Annotated in this window: 28 protein-coding genes and 1 other RNA gene; 17 read left to right on the forward strand and 12 right to left on the reverse strand. The window is 59.7% G+C overall.

Translation table 11 applies throughout. From position 1 onward, the window contains the following. Positions 1–52: 52 nt before the first annotated feature. Positions 53–391 carry a DUF2002 family protein gene (locus ACJ8PL_RS21410; protein ID WP_016929830.1) on the forward strand — a complete coding sequence of 113 codons (339 nt, stop codon included), beginning with the start codon at positions 53–55 and terminating at the stop codon, positions 389–391. 25 nt (positions 392–416) lie between these two features. On the opposite strand, the gene ACJ8PL_RS21415 is transcribed toward ACJ8PL_RS21410, so the two are convergent. Beyond that, positions 417–863: a DUF1198 family protein gene (locus tag ACJ8PL_RS21415; RefSeq protein ID WP_025303978.1), complete on the reverse strand. Its 447-nt coding sequence runs from the start codon at positions 861–863 to the stop codon at positions 417–419. Positions 864–930: 67 nt separating this feature from the next. Beyond that, the gene (locus ACJ8PL_RS21420) at positions 931–1,266 is read right to left on the reverse strand and encodes an MbeD/MobD family mobilization/exclusion protein (RefSeq protein WP_004928976.1); all 336 of its coding nucleotides are present in this window, start codon (positions 1,264–1,266) and stop codon (positions 931–933) included. Between the two features lie 184 nt (positions 1,267–1,450). Between ACJ8PL_RS21420 and smrA the strand changes: the two genes are divergently transcribed. Continuing rightward, positions 1,451–2,023 (forward strand): DNA endonuclease SmrA, encoded by a 573-nt coding sequence (gene smrA / locus ACJ8PL_RS21425; RefSeq protein ID WP_442531369.1) that lies wholly within the window; start codon positions 1,451–1,453, stop codon positions 2,021–2,023. A 50-nt stretch (positions 2,024–2,073) separates the two neighbouring features. Here smrA and ACJ8PL_RS21430 read toward each other — a convergent pair whose 3' ends face one another. After that, positions 2,074–2,487: a DoxX family protein gene (locus ACJ8PL_RS21430; protein WP_016929826.1), complete on the reverse strand. Its 414-nt coding sequence runs from the start codon at positions 2,485–2,487 to the stop codon at positions 2,074–2,076. Between the two features lie 192 nt (positions 2,488–2,679). Between ACJ8PL_RS21430 and ACJ8PL_RS21435 the strand changes: the two genes are divergently transcribed. Then, positions 2,680–2,910, forward strand: a complete 231-nt coding sequence (locus ACJ8PL_RS21435) for a (4Fe-4S)-binding protein (RefSeq protein ID WP_016929825.1) — start codon at positions 2,680–2,682, stop codon at positions 2,908–2,910. A gap of 1 nt (position 2,911) precedes the next feature. Beyond that, positions 2,912–3,190 carry a GNAT family N-acetyltransferase gene (locus ACJ8PL_RS21440; RefSeq protein ID WP_016929824.1) on the forward strand — a complete coding sequence of 93 codons (279 nt, stop codon included), beginning with the start codon at positions 2,912–2,914 and terminating at the stop codon, positions 3,188–3,190. Positions 3,191–3,222: 32 nt separating this feature from the next. Here the strand turns inward: ACJ8PL_RS21440 and ACJ8PL_RS21445 are convergent, their stop codons facing one another. Further along, complete coding sequence (locus ACJ8PL_RS21445) at positions 3,223–3,405, reverse strand: YodC family protein (RefSeq protein WP_016929823.1); 183 nt, start codon at positions 3,403–3,405, stop codon at positions 3,223–3,225. 120 nt (positions 3,406–3,525) lie between these two features. Between ACJ8PL_RS21445 and ACJ8PL_RS21450 the strand changes: the two genes are divergently transcribed. Next, the gene (locus tag ACJ8PL_RS21450) at positions 3,526–4,041 is read left to right on the forward strand and encodes a DUF1543 domain-containing protein (RefSeq protein WP_442531370.1); all 516 of its coding nucleotides are present in this window, start codon (positions 3,526–3,528) and stop codon (positions 4,039–4,041) included. A 151-nt stretch (positions 4,042–4,192) separates the two neighbouring features. Then, positions 4,193–4,690, forward strand: coding sequence for a GNAT family N-acetyltransferase (locus tag ACJ8PL_RS21455; protein ID WP_442531371.1), 498 nt, complete (start codon positions 4,193–4,195; stop codon positions 4,688–4,690). A 73-nt stretch (positions 4,691–4,763) separates the two neighbouring features. Here the strand turns inward: ACJ8PL_RS21455 and ACJ8PL_RS21460 are convergent, their stop codons facing one another. After that, the gene (locus ACJ8PL_RS21460) at positions 4,764–5,498 is read right to left on the reverse strand and encodes a class I SAM-dependent methyltransferase (RefSeq protein ID WP_116404022.1); all 735 of its coding nucleotides are present in this window, start codon (positions 5,496–5,498) and stop codon (positions 4,764–4,766) included. A 100-nt stretch (positions 5,499–5,598) separates the two neighbouring features. Here ACJ8PL_RS21460 and ACJ8PL_RS21465 point away from each other — a divergent pair, with 100 nt between their 5' ends. The 4 genes from ACJ8PL_RS21465 (at position 5,599) to ACJ8PL_RS21480 (ending at position 8,762) form a co-directional block, all read left to right on the forward strand. Next, the gene (locus ACJ8PL_RS21465) at positions 5,599–6,051 is read left to right on the forward strand and encodes a GNAT family N-acetyltransferase (protein ID WP_028127516.1); all 453 of its coding nucleotides are present in this window, start codon (positions 5,599–5,601) and stop codon (positions 6,049–6,051) included. 118 nt (positions 6,052–6,169) lie between these two features. Beyond that, the gene (locus ACJ8PL_RS21470) at positions 6,170–6,580 is read left to right on the forward strand and encodes a DUF2946 domain-containing protein (RefSeq protein ID WP_442531372.1); all 411 of its coding nucleotides are present in this window, start codon (positions 6,170–6,172) and stop codon (positions 6,578–6,580) included. A 71-nt stretch (positions 6,581–6,651) separates the two neighbouring features. Then, on the forward strand, positions 6,652–8,313 hold the full coding sequence (locus ACJ8PL_RS21475) for a DUF2534 family protein (protein ID WP_442531373.1): 1,662 nt from the start codon (positions 6,652–6,654) through the stop codon (positions 8,311–8,313). A gap of 101 nt (positions 8,314–8,414) precedes the next feature. Next, positions 8,415–8,762: a DUF6404 family protein gene (locus ACJ8PL_RS21480; RefSeq protein WP_110147320.1), complete on the forward strand. Its 348-nt coding sequence runs from the start codon at positions 8,415–8,417 to the stop codon at positions 8,760–8,762. Between the two features lie 97 nt (positions 8,763–8,859). On the opposite strand, the gene ssrA is transcribed toward ACJ8PL_RS21480, so the two are convergent. Next, positions 8,860–9,223, reverse strand: a transfer-messenger RNA (tmRNA) gene (gene ssrA, locus ACJ8PL_RS21485). A 49-nt stretch (positions 9,224–9,272) separates the two neighbouring features. Then, positions 9,273–9,755, reverse strand: a complete 483-nt coding sequence (smpB, locus tag ACJ8PL_RS21490; RefSeq protein ID WP_004929094.1) for an SsrA-binding protein SmpB — start codon at positions 9,753–9,755, stop codon at positions 9,273–9,275. A gap of 161 nt (positions 9,756–9,916) precedes the next feature. On the opposite strand from smpB, the gene ACJ8PL_RS21495 reads away from it, so the two are divergent. Beyond that, on the forward strand, positions 9,917–10,351 hold the full coding sequence (locus ACJ8PL_RS21495; protein ID WP_004929096.1) for a type II toxin-antitoxin system RatA family toxin: 435 nt from the start codon (positions 9,917–9,919) through the stop codon (positions 10,349–10,351). Continuing rightward, entirely contained in the window at positions 10,344–10,628 is a 285-nt protein-coding gene (locus ACJ8PL_RS21500) for an RnfH family protein (RefSeq protein WP_442531374.1), read from the forward strand. The genes ACJ8PL_RS21495 and ACJ8PL_RS21500 overlap by 8 nt, the downstream gene beginning before the upstream one ends. Before the next feature lie 118 nt (positions 10,629–10,746). Here ACJ8PL_RS21500 and bamE read toward each other — a convergent pair whose 3' ends face one another. From bamE to nadK, 3 genes are all read right to left on the reverse strand, one after another. After that, the gene (bamE, locus tag ACJ8PL_RS21505) at positions 10,747–11,085 is read right to left on the reverse strand and encodes an outer membrane protein assembly factor BamE (protein WP_004929101.1); all 339 of its coding nucleotides are present in this window, start codon (positions 11,083–11,085) and stop codon (positions 10,747–10,749) included. Positions 11,086–11,325: 240 nt separating this feature from the next. After that, complete coding sequence (gene recN, locus ACJ8PL_RS21510) at positions 11,326–12,987, reverse strand: DNA repair protein RecN (RefSeq protein ID WP_038870807.1); 1,662 nt, start codon at positions 12,985–12,987, stop codon at positions 11,326–11,328. 86 nt (positions 12,988–13,073) lie between these two features. Beyond that, positions 13,074–13,952 carry an NAD(+) kinase gene (gene nadK, locus ACJ8PL_RS21515; RefSeq protein ID WP_004929107.1) on the reverse strand — a complete coding sequence of 293 codons (879 nt, stop codon included), beginning with the start codon at positions 13,950–13,952 and terminating at the stop codon, positions 13,074–13,076. Between the two features lie 125 nt (positions 13,953–14,077). Here nadK and grpE point away from each other — a divergent pair, with 125 nt between their 5' ends. Continuing rightward, positions 14,078–14,662 (forward strand): nucleotide exchange factor GrpE, encoded by a 585-nt coding sequence (gene grpE / locus ACJ8PL_RS21520; RefSeq protein ID WP_016929801.1) that lies wholly within the window; start codon positions 14,078–14,080, stop codon positions 14,660–14,662. A gap of 56 nt (positions 14,663–14,718) precedes the next feature. On the opposite strand, the gene ung is transcribed toward grpE, so the two are convergent. Continuing rightward, entirely contained in the window at positions 14,719–15,402 is a 684-nt protein-coding gene (ung, locus tag ACJ8PL_RS21525; protein ID WP_004929112.1) for a uracil-DNA glycosylase, read from the reverse strand. Between the two features lie 346 nt (positions 15,403–15,748). Between ung and grcA the strand changes: the two genes are divergently transcribed. The 3 genes from grcA (at position 15,749) to ACJ8PL_RS21540 (ending at position 18,026) form a co-directional block, all read left to right on the forward strand. Continuing rightward, positions 15,749–16,132, forward strand: a complete 384-nt coding sequence (gene grcA / locus ACJ8PL_RS21530; protein WP_004929114.1) for an autonomous glycyl radical cofactor GrcA — start codon at positions 15,749–15,751, stop codon at positions 16,130–16,132. A gap of 183 nt (positions 16,133–16,315) precedes the next feature. Then, complete coding sequence (locus ACJ8PL_RS21535) at positions 16,316–17,278, forward strand: phospholipase (RefSeq protein WP_442531375.1); 963 nt, start codon at positions 16,316–16,318, stop codon at positions 17,276–17,278. Beyond that, positions 17,271–18,026 carry an ankyrin repeat domain-containing protein gene (locus ACJ8PL_RS21540; RefSeq protein ID WP_079450451.1) on the forward strand — a complete coding sequence of 252 codons (756 nt, stop codon included), beginning with the start codon at positions 17,271–17,273 and terminating at the stop codon, positions 18,024–18,026. Before ACJ8PL_RS21535 ends, ACJ8PL_RS21540 begins: the two co-directional genes overlap by 8 nt. Before the next feature lie 52 nt (positions 18,027–18,078). Here ACJ8PL_RS21540 and srmB read toward each other — a convergent pair whose 3' ends face one another. Next, positions 18,079–19,401, reverse strand: coding sequence for an ATP-dependent RNA helicase SrmB (gene srmB / locus ACJ8PL_RS21545; RefSeq protein WP_016929798.1), 1,323 nt, complete (start codon positions 19,399–19,401; stop codon positions 18,079–18,081). Between the two features lie 99 nt (positions 19,402–19,500). On the opposite strand from srmB, the gene trmN reads away from it, so the two are divergent. Continuing rightward, positions 19,501–20,280 carry a tRNA(1)(Val) (adenine(37)-N(6))-methyltransferase TrmN gene (gene trmN / locus ACJ8PL_RS21550; protein WP_016929797.1) on the forward strand — a complete coding sequence of 260 codons (780 nt, stop codon included), beginning with the start codon at positions 19,501–19,503 and terminating at the stop codon, positions 20,278–20,280. The last annotated feature ends 29 nt before the right edge of the window (positions 20,281–20,309 follow it).

A 20,309-nucleotide genomic window follows, 5' to 3' on the forward strand; every position in this document is an offset into this window, starting at 1 on the left:
GTGAATGATTACGGTAAGGTCGCTCAGCGGTCCAGAATGAGAGGAGGAATCGATGTATTTACGGCCGGATGAAGTGGCTAAAGTGTTGGAGAATACCGGCTTTGAGCGTGATTATGTCACCGATCAGGCCTATGGCTACCGCAAGGGTACGCATTATGTGTATGTGAATCGCGAAGCGCGGATGGGCAGAACCGCGTTGGTGATCCACCCGGCGCTGAAAGAGAGAAGCGTGCATTTCGCCACGCCGACCTCCCCGGTGCGCACCAGCGAGCAGTATCTGGAGTTTCCCCTGGATTTAAGCAGCGACGCCCCGAACCAGCGCTACGGCATCGCACACGGCTTCAGCTCGCGCGAAGCGCTGTCGCGCTACCTCTACAGCATGTTCCTGTAATCGGTCCCCCGCCCGGGGGACGCGATCAGCCGTGCGCCAACGCTTCGCGGTTGAAACGCTCGTTGTAGGCGCGGCGGAACTGCGCCAGTTCAAACGCATCGATATCCAGCTCGGCGAAGTAAAACAGCGCCGCTTCGGTGTGCTCGGCATGCAGCTCCGGCGACAACCCGGCGCGCAGCAGCACGTCGCGCCACAGGGCAATCTGTTCGTCGTCCGCCTGTTTGATGAACGTCAGGTAGATGAACAGCAGATAAGCCGCCTGGTGCATCTCTTCGGTGTAGCCGTTGTTCAGCATGCGGATAAAGGTCTGGCTTTGGCGGCCGCCCATTTCCTGGATCATCGATTCGATCAGCATCGGCTTGACCCTCAGCAGATGGGCCAGCGAATCGATGGCTTTGCGGGTGTCGGACGTCAAGATGCGGTAACCGATAATGAATACGACGATCAGGGCGGCGAGGATGATCCAGGTCATTTAGGCTTTATTACACTCTCAATACGCCAGAAGAGGGGCGGGAGGCGCTGTGCGACAGCGCCCGCTATCAATGCTGTTCGCCGCTGAAATTACCGACCGCGCTCTGTTGGCGCAGGTGGTGATTGAAGGTGGCCGCGTCTTTGGCCAGCGCGTCCAGATGGGCGCCGAGCATTTTGATCTGCTTGACCAGCGCATGCTGTTCCGGCACCGAACTGGCGGTGCTCAGTTTGCGCGCCAGTTGTTCATTCTGCGCCCGCAGCGCGGCTTCGCGCTGTTTGGCTTCTTCCAGCAGTTGCTGCAGCGCCTGGTAGCTCTGCTGCCATTCGCGGTGTTGCCGTTCGAAGCTGCTCTGCAACTCATTCATCGCATTTTGAAACTGGATTTCCAGCTCGCGCATTGTCATGGGCTCGATCCTTTGCGGCACTCAATGATGGCTTAGCAGTATAGCGAAAACTGTTCGCAAGCTCACCCGTTGACGACAAATGAGACACATGCCGCTGACAATTCCCGGCTTGCAACCGTGACAAGGCGTCTTACAATCGACCCCATTCCCAGCCGTAAAGGCTGCCGTTCAAGAGAGGTGGAGCATGAGCGAGCAGGAAAAAGACTTTTTTGAACAGGCGATGGCGGACGTGGTGCCGCTGGAGAGCGGACGGCAGACGCTGTACCTCAAGCCGCAGGTGGCGGTGGACAAAAGCGCACGGCGCGACGCGCAGCGGCTGCGGCAGGAAAACTTCCTCAGCACCGATTTTCTCGAAGTGATCCCCTGTGAACAGCCGCTGGAGTTCAAAGGGGAAGGCATTCAGCAGGGCGTGCTGGACAAACTGCGTAACGGGCGTTACCCGCCGCAGGCATCGCTGAACCTGCTGCGTCAGTCGGTCGAAGCCAGCCGGCAGGCGCTGTTTCGCTTCATCGTGCAGGCGGAGGCGCAAAACCTGCGTTCACTGCTGATCGTGCACGGCCGCGGGCGGCAGAACGAAAGCCATCCGAATATCGTGCGCAGTTACGTCGCTAAGTGGCTGGCGCAGTTTGAACAGGTACAGGCATTTTGCCGAGCCTTACCGCGCGACGGCGGCGAGGGCGCCTGCTATGTCACGCTGCGTAAATCGGCGCAGGCCAGGGCAGAAAACTTTGAGCGCCACGCCAAGCGCAGCCGGTGAAAGGATAGCCGAAATAAAATGGCCGGCGAATATCGCCGGCCATCGATGAATTATTTATTAAATATTTTATAGTCCAGCGAATAACGGCCGGCACCGGTTACCGCCAGCAACAGTAAACCGCCAATGATGCTGATGTTTTTAAAGAAGTTGATTTCGTTGCCCATCATTTCCATGCCGGTCATTTTCCAGAACGGATGGCCGATAAACGCGGTGCCCAACACATACAGGGCGAAAATGACCGCGATAGGCCGAGTAAACAGGCCGAGAATAAGCGCGATGCCGAAAATAAACTCCACTACCACGGCAACGATCGCCGCCAAATAAGGCATCGGCGTGCCATAGCCTTCCATCGCCGTGACGGTCGCACCGAAGTTGACCAGTTTCATCCAGCCGAAAATGATAAACAGAACCATCAGTAGAATGCGGGACAGCAGAATTACGCCGTCTTTTGAGCTATCACCCATTTCGAACTCCTTAGCCACTGTCGGAATTATGTTGTCTTGCTGATTAAAGATTAGAACAATTTACGTTTTTTTCTAGCGGCGACGGGCGGTTGCGCCACTTTTTTCATTGGGTGAGACGCGTGGTGAAGCCGACGGCATTGCCTATACTTGAGCCTGGAGCAAAAACAATAAAACAGGCAATGTGAGGCCAAGATGGATGAGGAATTGACCGCCGCCGGTTACCGCCGTTATTCCGGCGACAAGATTGACGTTTATTTTAACAGCGCGATATGCCGCCATTCCGCCAACTGCGTGCGTGGCAACGCGGCTATTTTTACCCTGAACCGCCGGCCGTGGATTATGCCGGATAATGCCGACGCGGCCGAAGTGAAACGCGTTATCGACACTTGCCCCAGCGGCGCACTGAAATATAGGGAGAAATAATATGGAACATAAAATACTGGCAGACGAGAAGCGTTTTTATATCAATGACGAGCACGGCAAGCTGATCGCCGAGATCTCTTTCGTGCCGAGCGGCGACAAGCTGACCATTATCGATCACACCTGGGTGGATGAGTCATTGAAGGGGCAGGGCGTCGGCAAAAAGCTGGTGGCGCTGGTGGTGGAGAAAATGCGCGCGGAGCAGCGTAAAATCATTCCGCTATGCCCGTTCGCCAAGCATGAGTTCGATACCACCCCAGCCTATCAGGACATTCGCGCCTGAGGCGATAACGGGGCGCGGCGCGCCCCGATCATTCAGCAGACGCCGAAATCGCCGTCTTCGTGGTACAGCGCCACCTCGTTGGCCTGCACCTCCGTACGCTGCTCTTTACCCAGTTCATTCCAGCTGCAAACCAGGGTTTCGCCGTCGATCGCCACCACGGTCATCTTCGGGCCGCCGGTGGTGCGTTGTACAAAATCACCGATATTGAATGCCATGCGTTCCTCCACAACAGATTAAACCTCATCTATTGATAACACAGAATGGCGCCGCCGTTGGCAGGTGTTTCGTTATGCATTAGATTATATAGCGATTATCACCAAGGAGAGCAGACTAACATGCCGGGATTATTGATGTTTTATGTGGGCGGTACGGCGCCGGGCGCCAATATTGAGTTGCACGACGTGCAGTTTGCGGCGGAGGATCGGCCGGAAGAGGCGTATCCGCTGCTGCGCGAAAAGTGGTTCGGCGATAAGCGCAAGGTGCATGTCGACGGTTATGCGCGCATCGACTGGGCGGACGGTTACGACGTGAGCCTGGAGTCTGCGCCGTTCGCCGGTGAAGAGAAGCTGTTTTTCGTTAACGTGGGCGGTTACCGCAGCGATGAGCTGGCGGAATTGCACCAGTTCGGCCTGTTCGTGGCGCGCTCCGCCGACGAGGCGAAAGACAAAGCCAAACGGGCGCTGCTGACTGACAGCGCGCAGCAGCACAAGGATGACCTGGCCGAGGTGGACGACTGTCTGCTGCTGCAGGCGCTGCAAGGCTACCACGTGCATCTGCGGGCCAACCCGCACGGGAAACCGGCCCGGCCGCTGTGGCAGGGGTATCTGCCAATCGGCGAACCCGCGCTATAACGCCGCTTCGAACACCTGCGGCAGGTTGAGATCGCGGCGTTTCAGATCCAGATGCATGATATTCATTACCTGTTGATGAAAATGCCGTTCATGCAGCATGAGAGGCGCGGTATGCTGGCAAGCACAGTCATCAACACACCCAGGATTTACCATGGCCATTGAGATTTACCCGGCGCAAAAAAGCGACGCCAAACTGATTCTGGATATGATTATCGAGCTGGCGGTGTACGAAAAGGCGCGCGAGCAGGTGCTGGCCAGCGTGGAAGACATCGAACGCAGCTTGTTTGGGCCGGGCGCCTGTTCCGAAGCGCTGATTTGTACGGTGAACGGCGAGCCGGCGGGTTATGCGGTGTTCTTTATGAGTTACTCCACCTGGTTGGGTAAAAACGGCATCTATCTGGAAGACCTGTACGTGGCGCCGAAGCATCGCGGCGCGGGCGCCGGTAAAACGCTGCTGCGGCACATCGCCCGGCTGGCGTGCGAACGGCAGTGCGGCCGCCTGGAGTGGAGCGTGCTGGACTGGAACCAACCGGCCATCGATTTCTACCTCAGCATCGGCGCGCAGCCGCAGGGCGAGTGGGTGCGTTATCGTATGGAGGGCGAGGCGCTGACGTACTTCGCGGCGCACGGGGCGGCGCTGCCGGCGTAACCGTCATTGGGGGGAGGCGGCCTCCCCAACTGTGGTGGTGTGATCGGTTTACTGCGGGTGAATCAGGTCAGGATCAGGTGGGTTTGCGGGCGGCGAGAATGAAGATCATCGGGCGCTCCTGCTCTTCGTCCAGCGCCGGGTTAGCGGCGATTTGCTGCGCGCTGGGGCCCCATTCGTTCAAATGCTGGATGATAAACCCTTGATGCGCCAGCGGGTTGATATAGCCGCCAAGCGTGCGGTGCTGCTTGATGACGCCTTCCGCCAGCCAGTTGGAAACGCGCTGGCCTTCTCGCTGGTAACCGTTGACCGGCCAGGATTTCTGCCCGTTGCCGTCGGTCAGCCAGCCCTGCTGCGCCGGGGCGGTATAGATCGGGTGCTCGGCGGTGAAGATGAACTGCCCGCCAGGTTTCAGCGCGGCGTACACCGTGGCGAACAGCGCGGACAAATCCTCGAGGTAGTGCAGCGTCAGCGAGCTGTAGACCAGATCGTAACGGTTCACAGGCAGCTGCAGCTGCGCCAAATCCTGCCGACGATACTCGATGCCCGCGTCGGCGGTCATCTCCCGCGCCTTGGCCAGCATTTTTTCCGAAACGTCCAGCCCCAGCACGCTGGCTGCGCCCTGTTCGCGCGCGCTGCGGCAGAACCAGCCGTAGCCGCAGCCGAGATCGACCACACTTTTTCCCTGCAAATCCGGCAGGATGCGGCGGATGGCGGGCCATTCCGGCGCGCCGTCCAGACCGTGCTGCGAGCGGCTGAGCTGCGCATAGCCGTCGAAGAAAGCCTGATTGTCATAGATATTTTGCGTCATGATGACTCCTTGGGGTGAATGACGGCGGCGGAATGCCGCTGCCATACCATGCATATTGCTGCATAATTCTACGCTGACAACATGAATAACGGGAATGACGATGGACATGATTTCGGTGCGGCAAGCGCCCGAGCTGGCGCCGCGCGCCATTGCGTATTTTCAGCGGCACTGGGCCACGGCAGAGACGCTGATGATGTATGAAGACGCCATCAACCGCAGCCTCGGCGCTGCCAACCCGCTGCCGCAGTGGTACCTGCTGATGGAAAATAACCTAATCCTCGGCTGCGCGGGGCTCATCACCAACGACTTTATCAGCCGTGGGGAGTTGTATCCCTGGCTGTGCGCGCTCTACGTAGAAGAGACGCAGCGCGGCAGGGGCTACGGCGCCAAACTGATTGAGCATGTAGCGGCGGAAACCCGCCGGCTGGGTTTCCCGCAACTGCACCTTTGCACCGATCTGGAAGGGTACTACGAGCGTAATGGCTTCGTTTATAACGGGCTCGGCTATCACCCCTGGGGCGAGGCCTCGCGGGTCTATTCGCGGGTGCTGTGATCACCGCCGCCGGGGGCGAGCAAGACAAATCTGACTTTTCTTTCACCTCATCGCGCCTCGCGGGTTACACTGGCCGCTTGTTCGCCACCGACCGGGTTAATTCGCCGCCGCGATGAGAGTGCCACGCCAGCTACCGCAACGCTTCACCGTCTGCATCGCCATTATGGCGGTGCTGTTGCTGTTTGTGGCGCCGGTGGTGTCGAAATCGCTGATGCACCATCAGATGATGGGCGGCATGATGCAAACGGACGCCGCCATGCCGCACGACATGCACGGGATGGCGATGCCCGCCGCCGAGCATGCCGGCCACCACGGCATGGACTCGGCGGAGATGATTTTCTGCGGCTACTGCGAGCTGCTGATCCATGTGCCGCTGCTGTTGTGGGTATTCGTCCCGCTGCTGTGGCTGATGACGCGTATCGCGCGCCTGCCTTGCGCGCCGCGCATCGTCCCCCCGCCCATTCGGCGCCTTGCTCTGCGGCCCAGCCCGCGCGGGCCGCCCGGCCAGCCGATTTTCCTTATTGCTTGATCATGGGTAACGCCGTCCGTATCGCTGCGGACGGTTTGCCTGCGCGCACAGTTTGAAAAACGAGAAAGGCCATGTCTTCAATAACCAAAACTCCACCTGCCGCATCGCCGCGTGGCGCGATGCTGAACCTGATCAGACGGCTGCATTTTTATATCGGCCTGCTGGTCGCTCCTTTTATTTTTGTCGCAGCACTGACCGGCACGCTGTATGTGCTGACGCCGCAGCTTGAAGAGGCGCTGTATCGCGATGCGCTTTTCACTGAACCGCACGGGCAGGCGAGATCGCTGGCTGACCAGATCGCCGCCGCCCGCCGCGCGGTGGGTGACGAGGCACGCATTTACGCCGTGCGCCCGGCACCCGGCGTAATGGACACCACGCGAGTGCAGTTCGCGGGCGCCGATCTGGGCGCTTCCGAGTCGCGCGCGCTGTTTGTCGATCCTTACACCCTGGCGATCAAGGGCGATATGACGGTATACGGCACCTCCGGCGTGCTGCCGTTGCGCACCTGGCTGGATAAGTTGCACAGCAGCCTGCTGCTTGGCGATCTGGGGCGCAACTACAGCGAGCTGGCGGCCTCCTGGCTGTGGGTGGCCGCGCTGGGCGGCGTGGCGCTGTGGCTGGCGACGCGGCCGAAGCGCAGGCTGAAAAGAGCAAAAGGGGGCTTCGCCGCCAGCCGCCATTGGCATATCACGCTGGGCGTGGCGCTGCTGGCCGGGCTGCTGTTTTTCTCGGCTACCGGGCTGACCTGGTCGCAGTGGGCCGGTGGCAACATCGACGCGCTGCGGGCCAACCTGGGCTGGCTGACGCCGCAGGTCAACACTAGCCTGCAGGCCGATGCGCCGCAGATGCCGGCCGATCCGCACGCCGAGCACCGCGGGATGATGCCGGGCATGAAGATGAACCCTGCCGTGCAGGCCAATGCGCTGAACGGCGACTGGGATCGGGCGCTGCACGCTGCGCGCGCCGCCGGGATCGACGCCGCCAAGGTCGAGCTGCGCCAGCCGAAAGGCGAGGGCAAAGCCTGGACGGTAACCGAAGTGGATCGCAGCTGGCCGACGCAGGTGGACGCGGTTGCCATCGCGCCGCAAAGCTTCGCCGTCATCGATCAGGTGCGGTTCGAGACCTTCCCGCTCATCGCCAAGCTGACCCGCTGGGGCATCGACGCCCACATGGGCATTTTGTTCGGCTTGCCGAATCAGCTGCTGCTGGCAGCGTTCGGCCTCGGGCTGTGCCTGATGATTGTGCTGGGTTACCGCATGTGGTGGAGTCGCCGCCCGGCGGCGGGTGCGCAGCATCCGGTGCATACGCTGGTTGCCGCCTGGATGGCGCTTTCCCTGCCTGCGCGCGCCGGCACGCTGCTGGTAGCAGCGGCGCTGGGTTATTGCCTGCCGGTAATGGGGGTGAGCCTCGCGGCGTTACTGCTGGTGGACGTATGGCGCTGGCGCGGCCAGCGGCAAGGCCAGCGGGATGAAACGCCGGAAGCGGCCGCCCGCCGCGCCAAGGTGCGCAAGTTCCGCGCGGCGGTGGCGACGGTGGCGGTAGCGGTCGGTTGCGTGATGGGCCGAGCGATCCTCGGCGGCACCGTCGAACAGTTTCAACTGCCGATCGGTGACTGGAGCGCCCAGATGGTGATCATGCAGAGCCTGATGGTGTTGCTGTATACGCAGGTGTTCACCCTGCTGCTTTCCATTCCGCTGTGGTATTTCTTCCTGGGGGAAAAAGAGGGGCGGTGAGAGGGGGCCGGCATGCCTGCGGGCATGCCGGATATTTGGGAATGGGGCTTAAGCGCGTATCATCTCACCAAAGGGTAATCTCTACTGAAAGGAAGCGAACGATGACGTTTGAACAACAAAGGGATAAGGCGATAGCGCTGATGGAGGAAAAGAAGATGTGGCGGAGTAACTATGCGCCGCCAATCTTGCGCTTGCTGTGGCGAATGGACGTGAATATGCCACCGCCGCCGTTTGCGCCTTTCTGGCTGAATATGCTGTTCTTCGGCATTTGGTTTGGCCCGCTGTGGGGCGTGCTGATGTGGTTCATGGTATGGAAAAATCAGGGACATACTGGTGACGAGGCCCTGATATTAAGCCTCGCCGCCGGCCTGCTGTTTGGCTTTTTTATGGCGCTTTTCCACTATTGGCGAAAAAAGGCGAACAGGTTGCCGGACTGGAACGATCTTTGACACGTTGGTGATGAACAGACACAAAAAAGCCCGCAACCGAAGTTGTGGGCTTTTTCGCTATTATCGCCGGGTCTATCTGGTTCACTGGCGACGTATTTGGTGGAGCTGGGGGGATTTGAACCCCCGTCCGAAATTACTACACCGTCGGCACTACATGCTTAGTCCAATCTTTACATTCGCCGGCCAGCTGCGGATGGACACGCTACTGACAGACTAGCCTGATTGAGTTTAACGCTTCAGCCCCAGGCAGGACATCCACGCGATCTCTTTTGGGTTTGACCTCTCTTGATCCCCGTCCTAAGAGCGGAGGCTAGGGAGAGAGGGCTCTAAGCAGGGTATTAAGCTGCTAAAGCGTAGTTTTCGTCGTTTGCGACTATTTTTTTGCGGCTTTTTACGAGGCCAACCGCCCCTCGGCATGCTCCTAGGGCTTCGCAAATCCCGTCGAATCCAGAATCAGCCCCAAGTAACTTTGTGCAGTATACCAGAAGTTTACCTCGATAAGCCAGCGGCTTAACGATTGGCGTGCTTCATGATACGGGCTTTCGCCGTCTGCCATTCGCGATCTTTGATGTCATCGCGTTTGTCGTGCTCTTTCTTGCCTTTGGCTACGCCGATCTTGATCTTGCTCCAGGCATTTTTCCAATACAGGGACAAGGCCACCACGGTGTAACCTTCGCGGTTGACGCGGCCGAGCAGGGTGTCCAGCTCGCGTCGGTTCAGCAGCAGTTTACGGGTACGCGTCGGATCGCACACCACATGCGACGAAGCCACGTTGAGCGGGGTGATGGTGGCGCCAAACAGATAGGCTTCACCGTCACGGAACGTCACGTAGCTGTCGCTGAGGTTGGCTTTGCCGGCACGCAGCGATTTAACTTCCCACCCTTGCAGCGACAGGCCCGCCTCGAATTCTTCTTCAATGAAGTATTCGAAACGCGCGCGCTTGTTTTGGGCAATGGTGGCGGAACCGGGTTTGTGTGCTTTTTTCTTTGTCATAGTGCGTTCATTATACTGGATGCTTCAGCGAAAGAAATCCTTTCCCGTTCAGCACCTGCGCAATTTTTCGCATTTTTGGTGCCCTCATCCCGTAGCAGATTTTTTGTTTGCCGCCAGATAAATGATATTATCTGTACGTTTTATGTCTTACAGGAAATGATATGCCCCAGATCAGTCGGTCTGCATTAGTGCCGTTCAGCGCCGAGCAGATGTATCAGTTGGTTAACGATGTTCATTCTTATCCCGATTTTCTGCCAGGCTGCACTGGCAGCCGGGTGCTTAACGCTACCTCCAACGAGATGACCGCCGCGGTGGACGTCGCCAAGGCCGGTATCAGCAAAACCTTCACCACGCGCAATACGCTGCTGGATAACCAGAGCATCAATATGCAGCTGGTCGATGGCCCGTTCCGCAAGCTGATGGGCGGTTGGCAGTTCACACCGCTGAGCGAAGAGGCCTGCAAGGTGGAGCTGCACCTGGACTTCGAGTTCACCAACAAACTGATTGAGCTGGCGTTCGGCAAGGTGTTCAAAGAGCTGGCGGGCAGCATGGTGCAGGCATTCACCCAGCGGGCGAAAGAGGTCTACAGTGTCTGACATCCTGGTCGAGGTGGTGTACGCCTTGCCGGAGCGGCAGTACCTGCGCAAGGTGAAGCTGGCCGAGGGCAGCAGCGTTGAGCAGGCGATCCAGGCTTCGGGCCTGCTGGAGCTGCGCCAGGATATCGATCTCAAGAGCAACAAAATCGGCATCTACAGCCGCCCGGCCAAGCTGGGCGATACGCTGAACGACGGCGACCGGGTGGAGATTTACCGGCCGCTGATCGCCGATCCGAAAGAGCTGCGCCGGCAACGGGCAGAAAAGGCAAAAAAATAAGGCGCTTATAGCGCCTTATTTTTTTATCTGAAATTGATTTTCTCTTCCGCGTTGCAGCCTGCGACTGTCATGAGGAACACCATGCCCCCCCATGGGCCGGAAGAGCGGCCGACGCCGATTACTTGGTCAGCGCCGGTTTGTTCTGGATATCGGTCAACACGCCTGCGCTGTCGAAGGTCAGCGTCAGCGTCTGCTGGGTGATATCTTCATGGCCAGGCTGCTGACGGAATACATAGAACCACGTTTGCGTTCCAAACGGGTCTTGCAGCATTGGGGTGCCCAATGTGTAAGCGACCTGTTGTTGGGTCATCCCTTTCTGAATTTTCGCCACGTCGGTCGACGTCAGGTAGTTCCCCTGGTTGATGTCAGGACGATAAACCACCTTTTCAAAAGTAGAACAGCCTGCAGTCAGCATCACAAGAACTACAGCGGCGGCAGTCAGCGTTTTACAGCGCATAGTAATCACATTCCTTTAGGGCATAGGATGCCGATGATAATAGACCTTGCGGCAGTTGGAAACCTTTATACCCTTCATCTTTCACGTTGCGACGCATTGGCTTTCCTTTAGCACCTCAAGCGCTTGGCCTTTTTCAGGCTGTTGAGATGGCTTTGGATCACCGCCGCGCCGCACTTTAGATATTTCTCGGGCCAACAGCGTCACTGTCAGACCGCAGGAAAGTGAAAAAGTTGAGCTTTTTTATGCCGCCAGCAGTTCTTTGGCGTTTGCCAACGTATTGCGGGTGACTTCGCTGCCGCCGAGCAGGCGCGCCAGCTCCTGCAGCCGGGCGCGTTTATCCAGCGGCGCCATCTGGGTTTCGGTGACCGTGCCGTCGGTCTGCTTGCTGACGAACAGGTGCTGATGCCCGCATCCGGCCACCTGCGGCAGGTGAGTCACGCACATCACCTGGGTGGATTCGCCGAGCTGGCGCAGCAAACGGCCTACGATGGCGGCGGTCGGGCCGCTGATGCCCACGTCCACCTCATCGAAGATCAGCGCCGGGGTTTCCATCTTGCGGGCGGTGATCACCTGAATGGCCAGCGCGATGCGCGACAGCTCACCGCCGGAGGCGACCTTCGCCAGCGGCTGCAGCGGCTGCCCCGGGTTGGTGGAGACGCAGAACTCGGTGCGGCTGGCCCCTTCGGCGCTCAGGTGCTGCGGTTCGAAGCGCACGTCGATGTTGAATTTGCCGTGCGGCATGGAGAGCGCCTGCATACTGTCGGTGATGAGCGTGGTCAGCTCGGCGGCGTAGTGCAGGCGTTTCTGATGCAGCTGCTCCGCCAGCGCCAGCGCCTGCTGATGATGCAGGGTGACCGCCTCGTTCAGATGCTCATGGTCGCTTTCCTGCTGAGATAGCAGCTGCTGTTCATCCAGCAACTGCTGATGCAGCTGCGGCAGCTCTTCCGGCGCGACCTGGTGTTTGCGCGCCAGGCTGATTTGGCGCGACAGGCGTTGCTCCAGCTCGTGCAGGCGATTGGGATCGAGATCCATGCGATCGGCGTAATGGCGCAGCTCGTCGCTGGCTTCGCTGATCTGGATAGAGGCCTCTTCCAGCATGTCCAGTAGGCCGCTGAGCTTATCGTCCAGCCCGGCCAGCTCAAGCAGCAGGTGTTTGGCGCTGTAAAGCTGGCTGAGCATGTTGTTCTCGTCGCTGTCGGCCAGCAGCTGCAGCGTTTGCTGGCTGAGGGTCAGCAGCTGGCCGCTGTTGGCCAGGCGCTTGTACTCGGCGTCGGTCTGCTCGAACTCGCCGGCCTGCGGCGCGAATTCGTTCAGCTCTTTCAATTGGTATTGCAGCAGTTGCTTGCGCGCTTCGCGTTCGATGGACTGCTGCTGATGGTGCGCCAGTTCGCGGCAGCTCTGGTGCCAGCGCTGGTAGGCCTGGCTCATCGCCGCCAGCAGGGCGGGTTCGTCGGCGTAGGCGTCGAGCAGCGCTTTTTGGTGCTCCGGCTTGAGCAGCAGCTGATGGGCGTGTTGACCGTGGATTTGAATCAGGCGTTGCCCTAACTCGCGCAGCTGCGACAGCGGCACGGCGGTGCCGTTGATAAAACCGCGCGAACGGCCGTCGGCGTTGATCACCCGCCGCAGCAGGCATTCGTTGCTGTCGTCCAGCTGGTTCTGCTCCAGCCATTCGCGCGCGGACGGGGTGTCCGCCAGCGAGAAGCGGGCGCAGATGTCGGCGCGGGCGGCTCCCAGGCGCACCACGTTGCCGTCGGCGCGGTTGCCGAGGCACAGCCCGAGCGCATCGATAGCGATGGATTTGCCGGCGCCGGTTTCACCGGTGATCGCCGTCATGCCCGGTTGAAAATCGATTTCCAACTCACGAACGATAGCAAAGTTGCTGATGGTTAATTGCGCCAGCATGGGAACCTTCCTGTGTATAAACACATAACTGTAGTTTCATACAGTATAAACTGGTTTTATATACAGTAAAGTGGCCGGCGCAGATTTTAGAACAATTTTTTAGACCAGCCCAACTTGGTGCTTAACGTGTTGAAATAGCTGTAGTCCTTCGGGTGAATCAGGTTCAGATGGAAGTTGCTGCGGCGGATCAGCACTTCTTCGCCTTCCTGGATCGGCAGCGCGATCTGGCTGTCGCAGCTAATCTCCAGATCGCTGCCGATCTGCGAAAACTTCAGGCGGATGGTGCTGTCGCCGTTGATCACCAGCGGCCGGGCGGAAAGGGTGTGCGGGAACATCGGCACCAGCGCGATCGCCTCCAGCGACGGGGTGAGGATCGGCCCGCCGGCGGAGAGCGAGTAGGCGGTGGAGCCGGTCGGGGTGGCGATGATCAGGCCGTCGGAGCGCTGTGAGAAGGCGAAACGATCGTCAATGTACACCTCGAATTCGATCATGTGCGCCACTTTGCCGGGGTGCAGCACCACCTCGTTGATGGCGGTGCTGATGCGGCACTGCTGGTGCTCTTTATGCACGATGGTTTCCAACAGGAAACGCTGTTCGTCGATGTACTCGCCTTCCAGCACGTCCGCCAGCTGCTGCAGAGCGTTGTCGGGATCGAGATCGGTGAGGAAGCCGAGGTTGCCGCGGTTGACTCCGATCACCTTGATGTCATAGCGCGCCAGCACGCGCGCGGCGCCGAGCATGTTGCCGTCGCCGCCGACCACCACTGCCAGGTCGGCGCGCTGGCCGATATCCGCTAGGCTGCCGGTCACGGCGTCTTTCAGCCCCAAATCATGGGCGATTTGGCGTTCGACCATCACTGAATAGCCGCGGGCGACCAGCCAGTGGAACAGCATCTCGTGGGTTGCCAGCGCTGAAGGGTGACGCGGGTGGCCAACAATGCCAATACAGGCGAATTTTTTATTCATTTGCTGTGATTTTCCTCACCGGGACCCGTTTATGCCCCACATTGTGACCGGTTGACTTGAAACCCCGGTTTTGATCCCCATAATAAGCCAAGTTGCGAGATTAATGCTAAAACGCGGAGATATTCATGAGTAGTAAAGAACAGAAGACGCCAAACGAGCAAGTCTCGGAAGAAATGGAACAACACGCTCATCACGAGGATACGCTGCCGGAAGCGGCGGAAGGCGTCGATCTGCGCGATGCGCGTATCGCCGAACTGGAAGCCCAACTGGCGGAAGCTCAGCAGCAAGAGCGCGACAGCCTGCTGCGCGCCAAAGCGGAAGCGGAAAACATCCGTCGCCGCGCCGAACTGGACGTCGAGAAAGCGCACAAGTTCGCCCTGGAGAAATTCTCCGGCGATCTGCTGCCGGTGATCGACAACCTGGAGCGCGCGCTGGATCTGGCGGATAAAAACAATCCGGAACTGGCCGCAATGATTGAAGGCATCGAGCTGACATTGAAATCGCTGCTGGACGTGGTGCGCAAGTACGGCATCGAAATCGTCGGCGACGTCAACGTGCCGTTCAACCCGGAAGTGCATCAGGCGATGAGCATGATGGAATCCGCCGATCACCAGCCGAACCACGTGATGATGGTTATGCAGAAAGGCTATACGCTGAACGGCCGCCTGCTGCGCCCTGCGATGGTCGCGGTCTCCAAGGCCAAGGCGTAATCGCTCCGGCAACGATATAAAGAAAGGCACCCAAGGGTGCCTTTCTTGTCTCTGTGCTACGCCTGCGGCAGGCGTGGCATCCAGTCGATCGGCGTGAGCCCTTGCTGCTCCAGCAGCTGATTGGCCTGCGAGAAGTGGCGGCAGCCGAGGAAACCGCGGTGGGCGGAAAGCGGCGATGGGTGCGGCGCTTTCAGCACGTGGTGGCGGTTGCGGTCGATAAAGTTGCCTTTCTTCTGCGCGTGCGAGCCCCACAGCAGGAACACCACGCCTTCGCGGTTCTCGTTCAGGGCGGCGATCACCTTATCGGTAAAGGTTTCCCAGCCCAAATTGGCATGCGAGTGCGCGCGGCCGCCCTCTACCGTCAGCACGGTGTTGAGCAGCAGCACCCCCTGTTCGGCCCAGCTTTGCAGGTAGCCATGATCCGGGCGTTCGAAACCGGGAATGTCGGTCGCCAGCTCTTTATACATGTTCACCAGCGACGGCGGCGCCGGCACGCCGGGGCGCACCGAGAAAGAGAGGCCATGCGCCTGATTGGGCCCGTGATACGGATCCTGGCCGAGGATGACGACCTTGACGTCCGCCAGTTCGGTAAAGCGGAACGCGTTGAACACGTCTTTCTGCGGTGGATAAATGGTCTTACCGGCCTGACGTTCAGCGGCAACAAAGGCGAGCGTTTCAACAAAATAGGGCTGCTCTTTCTCTTTGCCGATCACGTCATGCCAGGTGAGGGAGGTGGCCATAAACGCTCTCCTTTGTTTTCTTTAGCAATTCATGGGCTATAGCTTACCGTGTCGGCTCGCGCAGCGAAACCCGCTTTTCATTTCTCGTCGCCGCGCGTAATGCAATTATTTTTGAAAATTTACAAAAATAATTGGTTTTTGCCGCGGTGGTAAAATTGATATAAAACATAAATTTGCCCCTTCACGCCCTACGCCTACCCGGTAAAAATTGACTTTAATCAAGGAACTGGCCCGGTCAGGCTGGTATACAGAACAACAAGACAACAATGGTTTTACCAAATGGCCGAAACCAGGATTGGGTTTTCTCACGACGTGAATTTTTACGCCCTTGTACGGAGGCAACATAATGATTACCGGTATTCAAATTACCAAAGCGAACGACCAGGCGCTGGTGAACTCTTTCTGGCTGCTGGACGATGAAAAAGCGGAAGCCCGCTGCGTGTGCGCCAAGGCCAACTACGCGGAAGATCAGGTTGTCGCAGTGAGCGACCTGGGCCAGATCGAATACCGTGAAGTGCCGCTGGAAATGCAGCCGACCGTGCGTGTGGAAGGCGGTCAGCACCTGAACGTCAACGTGCTGCGTCGCGAAACCCTGGAAGACGCGGTCAAGCACCCGGAAAAATACCCGCAGCTGACTATCCGCGTGTCCGGTTATGCGGTGCGCTTCAATTCCCTGACGCCGGAACAGCAGCGCGACGTTATCGCCCGCACCTTTACCGAAAGCCTGTAATTTGCGGCGCTGTCAATCAGGGAGCTTCGGCTCCCTTTCTTGCGTTTGACGGCCGAAAACGGAATGCGGATCACATTCTGTACAAAGATAAGCATTTCTAATACAGAACTCATCCGACCTGCCGATAGCTAAATCAGCACCTATTTAGGTGCTCAATAAAAAGTCTATCGACAAGGAGTCGGCATGAGTATGCCTTTAAGTTTTACCTCTGCAGTATCCCCGGTGGCCGCGATCCCTACACCTCGCGCCGTTGCCGAGACGGTGACGGCGGCGCAGCCCGCGGCAGCGCCGGCAAATTCGGCGCCGGTGGCCACTCCCTCTCAGAACTCGCTCAATGCGCAGGCCATGTTGAATACGCTGGTCGGCGATATCTCCGCGGCGGCGCCGACGGCGGCGGCAGCGCCGGGCGTGACCCGGGGGCAGCAATCGCAGGAGGGTGATTATGCGTTGGCGCTGTTGGCCAAGGACGTTTATTCACTGAACGGTCAGGGCGCCGCTGGGTTCAACCGCTTGAGCGACAGCGCGCTGCTCGGTTTCGGCATCGATCCCGCCAGCCTGCACGACGCAGGCAGCGGTTTCCAGGCCGGGGTTTACAGCAACGACAAGCAGTATGTGTTGGCGTTTGCCGGCACCAACGACTGGCGCGACTGGCTGAGCAACGTGCGGCAAGCGACGGGCTATGATGATGTGCAGTACAATCAGGCGGTTGCCGCCGCCAAAAGCGCCAAGGCGGCCTTCGGCGATGCGCTGGTGATCGCCGGTCATTCGCTCGGCGGCGGTCTGGCGGCCACGGCGGCGCTGGCGACCGGCACCGTCGCGGTCACCTTCAATGCGGCCGGGGTGTCAGATTACACGCTGAATCGCCTGGGTATCGATCCGGCGGCGGCGAAGAAAGACGCCGAAGCCGGCGGCATCCGTCGTTACAGCGAACAATATGACATGCTGACCAGCACCCAGGAGTCGACTTCGCTGATCCCGAACGCCATTGGCCACAACATCACCCTGGCCAACAACGATACCCTGACCGGTATCGATGACTGGCGGCCGAGCAAGCATCTGGATCGCAGCCTGACGGCGCACGGCATCGACAAGGTGATAAGCTCGATGGCGGAACAAAAGCCGTGGGAGGCGAAGGCCAATGCCTGAAGGGCGTCGCTTGCGGCGAGCGCTGGCGATAGCCTTACTGGCGCTGGTCGCGGTGACCGGTTTACTGATGATGGCTAAGGAGCAACAGATGGGGCAGGAGATTTCACCGTTTGACGGCCGCGGCAACTTGGCGCTGGCTCAGGCGGTGGCGCGCGGCGATGCGCAGGGCATCCATGCGCAGGCTACGCAGGATCGCTTGCGCGAACGAGGCGATCGGCAGGTCACGCTGTTGCAGTGGGCGGTGCTTTCGCAGCAGCCGGCCAGCGTGCAGGCGTTGCTGGATCTCGGGGCCGACCCGTCGGTAGCGGGGCTGGACGGCAACAGCGCGCTGCACACCGCGGCGATACTGCAAGACGTGCAGTATCTGCGGTTGCTGCTGGCTGAAGGGGCGCAGGTGAACGTGCGCAATGCCGTTACCGGCGCCACGCCGCTTGCGGCGGCGGTGCTGGCCGGGCGCGAGGAGCAACTGCGGTTGTTGCTGGCGGCCGGGGCGGACACCACCCTGAGCGATCGGCTGGGGGATACCCCGCTGCATCTGGCGGCGAAGATCAACGCGCCGCATCTGGCGCTGTTGCTGTTGCAGGCCGGGGCCGATGCCCAGGCGCGCAATCAGCAGGGTTATGCGTTCCAGTTTTATTTCTCGCAAACGCCGGCGCATTTGCAGAATGACGAGCTGAAGGCGCAGTTCCGCGAGCTGGATAAATGGCTGCAGGGGCGCCGCCTGGCCACGCATTACGCGCAGCAGTAAACGCCAATAAAAAAACCGCCTGTACAGGCGGTTTTTTCTTAGGCAGCGGTGGTTATTCTGCGTCGCCGGCCGGTTTGGCCTTCGCCTGACGGCGTTTTCCGACGTTTTTGGCGTCGCGATGGCGCACTTTCACCTTGGCCTTCTCTTTGTTCTTCGCTTTATCTTCCGCGCGTTTGGCCAGCACTTTCTTCGATGGCTTGCCGTTGCTCTTCTCGTTCGGCACCTTGGTTTTCGGCCGCAGTTCGTCGATCACGCGCGCTTTCAGCGGCTCGTTCAGGTAACGGCCCACTTTGCCCAGCAGCAGATGGTCGTGCGCTTCCACCAGCGAAATGGCGGTGCCTTTGCGCCCGGCACGGCCGGTACGCCCGATGCGGTGCAGGTAGGTATCCGCCGTGCGCGGCATGTCGAAGTTGAACACGTGGGTGATATCGAGGATATCCAGGCCGCGCGCGGCAACGTCGGTGGCCACCAGCACGTTAACCCGGCCATCCATCATGCGTTTGACCGCTTCGTTGCGTTTGGCCTGCACCATCTCGCCTTCGAGATAGCAGGTGTTGATGCCCGCTTCGCGCAGCCAGGTGGCCAGCTCATGCACGCGCTCGCGCTTGCGCACGAAAATCACCGATTTCTGCACGTCCGGCTGTTTCAGCAGGTGGATCAGCAGCGCGGTTTTGTGCTGCACGTCATCGGCGCGGTAGTACCACTGCAGGATCTTCTTGCGTTCGCGGCGCGACGGATCGGCTTCCACTTCCACCGGCTCTTTCAGGATGCGTTCGGCGAATTCGCGGATCGCTTCGCCTTCCAGCGTGGCGGAGAACAGCAGCGTCTGGTTGCGCCAGCGGGTTTCGGCGGAGATGGTTTCGATGTCCTGCGCGAAGCCCATGTCGAGCATGCGGTCGGCTTCGTCGAGGATCAGGGTTTCCACCGCGCGGCAGTCGAAGTTCTCTTCTTTAATGTATTGCAGCAAGCGGCCGGTGGTGGCGACCACCACGTCCTGGTTTTCGCTGAACACTTCCGCGTGGTTCATGTAAGCGACGCCGCCGGTGATGGTGGCGATATCCAGCGAGGTATGAGCAGCCAATTCACGCGCCTGGTCGGCGACCTGCATCGCCAGCTCGCGCGTTGGCGTCAGGATCAGCACGCGCGGCGGGCCGGATTTCTTGCGTGGAAAGTCCAGCAGGTGCTGCAACACGGGCAGCAGGAAGGCGGCGGTTTTGCCGGTGCCGGTCGGAGCCGAACCTAAGACGTCGCGCCCGTCCATCGCCGGCGGGATCGCAGCGGCCTGAATGGCGGTGGGGCGATCGTAGCCTTTGTCGCGCAGCGCGTCGATCAGGCGATCATCGAGTTCGAGTTCGGAAAAAGTGGTTGCTGTCATGGTCTACCTCTACTTGGGGCGCCGATTATAGACGGGTTGGCCGCGATCTTCACCTATTTAAGCGGAAAGCCGCTCTTTTCCCGTCGATCAGATTGCCTTATGCTACGCCAGTTTTATAGCCGGGTGGTGAGTGTGAGCAAGCGATCGAAAGCCGATTTTACCCCGCGCCGCGGGGGTTTTACCTTTAAACAATTCTTTGTCGCCCACGATCGTTGCGCCATGAAAGTGGGCACCGACGGGGTGCTGCTCGGCGCCTGGGCGCCGCTGGGGCAGGCGCGCCGGGTGCTGGACATCGGCAGCGGCAGCGGGCTGATCGCGCTGATGCTGGCGCAGCGCAGCGGCGACGAAGTGACCATCGACGCGGTGGAGCTGGATGAAGCCGCCGCCGGCCAGGCGCGCGAAAACGCGGCGGAATCGCCGTGGCCGCAGCGCATCCGCGTGCATGCGCAGGATATTCACCATTATGCGCAGCAGCATGCCGCTGAGTATGATCTGATCGTCAGCAATCCGCCGTATTTCGAGCCGGCGGTGGCCTGCCGCGACCAGGCGCGCCACAACGCGCGCTACACCGAAACCCTGACGCACGACGCGCTGTTGGCCTGCGCGGCGCAGCTGCTGGCCGCGCAGGGGACGTTTTGCGTGGTGCTGCCGCACGACATCGGCGCCGAATTCGAACGCCTGGCGCAGCAAAGTGGCTGGCACACGGCGGCGAAAGTGAACGTCAGCGATCGCGCCGATACGCCGCGGCACCGGATGCTGCTGGCGCTGACCCGGCGGGAAACGCCGCTGCGGGAGCAGGCGCTGGCGATCAAACAGGCCGACGGCGGCTATACCGACGATTTCCGCCGGTTGATCGCCGACTTCTATCTGTTCTACTGAAAGGAAAAGGGCGCCGATAAGGCGCCCTG

The organism is Serratia sp. CY83965, from assembly GCF_052166375.1.
GTDB lineage: Bacteria > Pseudomonadota > Gammaproteobacteria > Enterobacterales > Enterobacteriaceae > Serratia > Serratia marcescens.